The sequence below is a fragment of the Pseudomonas sp. IT-P176 genome, from assembly GCF_949767245.1.
Taxonomy (GTDB): Bacteria; Pseudomonadota; Gammaproteobacteria; order Pseudomonadales; family Pseudomonadaceae; genus Aquipseudomonas.
Window position 1 is genome coordinate 1 of record NZ_CATKPN010000111.1, and the last position, 422, is coordinate 422.

The 422-nt window shown below is 63.7% G+C and carries 1 protein-coding gene; it reads left to right on the forward strand.

Features of this window, described 5'->3' with window-relative positions:
- Nucleotides 1-36 precede the first annotated feature (36 nt).
- Nucleotides 37-422, forward strand: a 386-nt coding sequence (locus ACM6IP_RS25180) for a contractile injection system protein, VgrG/Pvc8 family (protein WP_414862527.1), incomplete at its 3' end; no start/stop codon positions are given.

A 422-nucleotide genomic window follows, 5' to 3' on the forward strand; every position in this document is an offset into this window, starting at 1 on the left:
GGTTTGACAGGCTGAAAACGCCATGGAGCCCGCCTCGTGTCCACCCAATTACCCAGGTTTTTCGACCACAACCGGCATAAGCTGCGGGTCGAGGGGGTCGAGGCGCCGCTCGACGTGCTCGCTTTCGAAGGTGAAGAGCAGCTCAGCCAGCCGTTCAGCTACCGCATCGAATTCACCAGCAGTTCCGGGGAGATCGAGGCCGCGCAGATGCTCGGCCAGCGTGCGCAGTTGAGCCTGTACGCCTTGGCGTCGAACGTCCCGGTGTTCAGCTTCAGCGCCCCCGACGTGGTCCTGCCCTTGCGCACGTTGCGCGGTGTGGTCACAGCTTTTCGACGCCTGTCCGGCTCGGCCGATGAAGCGCGCTATGAACTGACCCTGCAACCGCGCCTGGCGTTGCTGGCGCGGGGCAAGCAGTTTCGTAT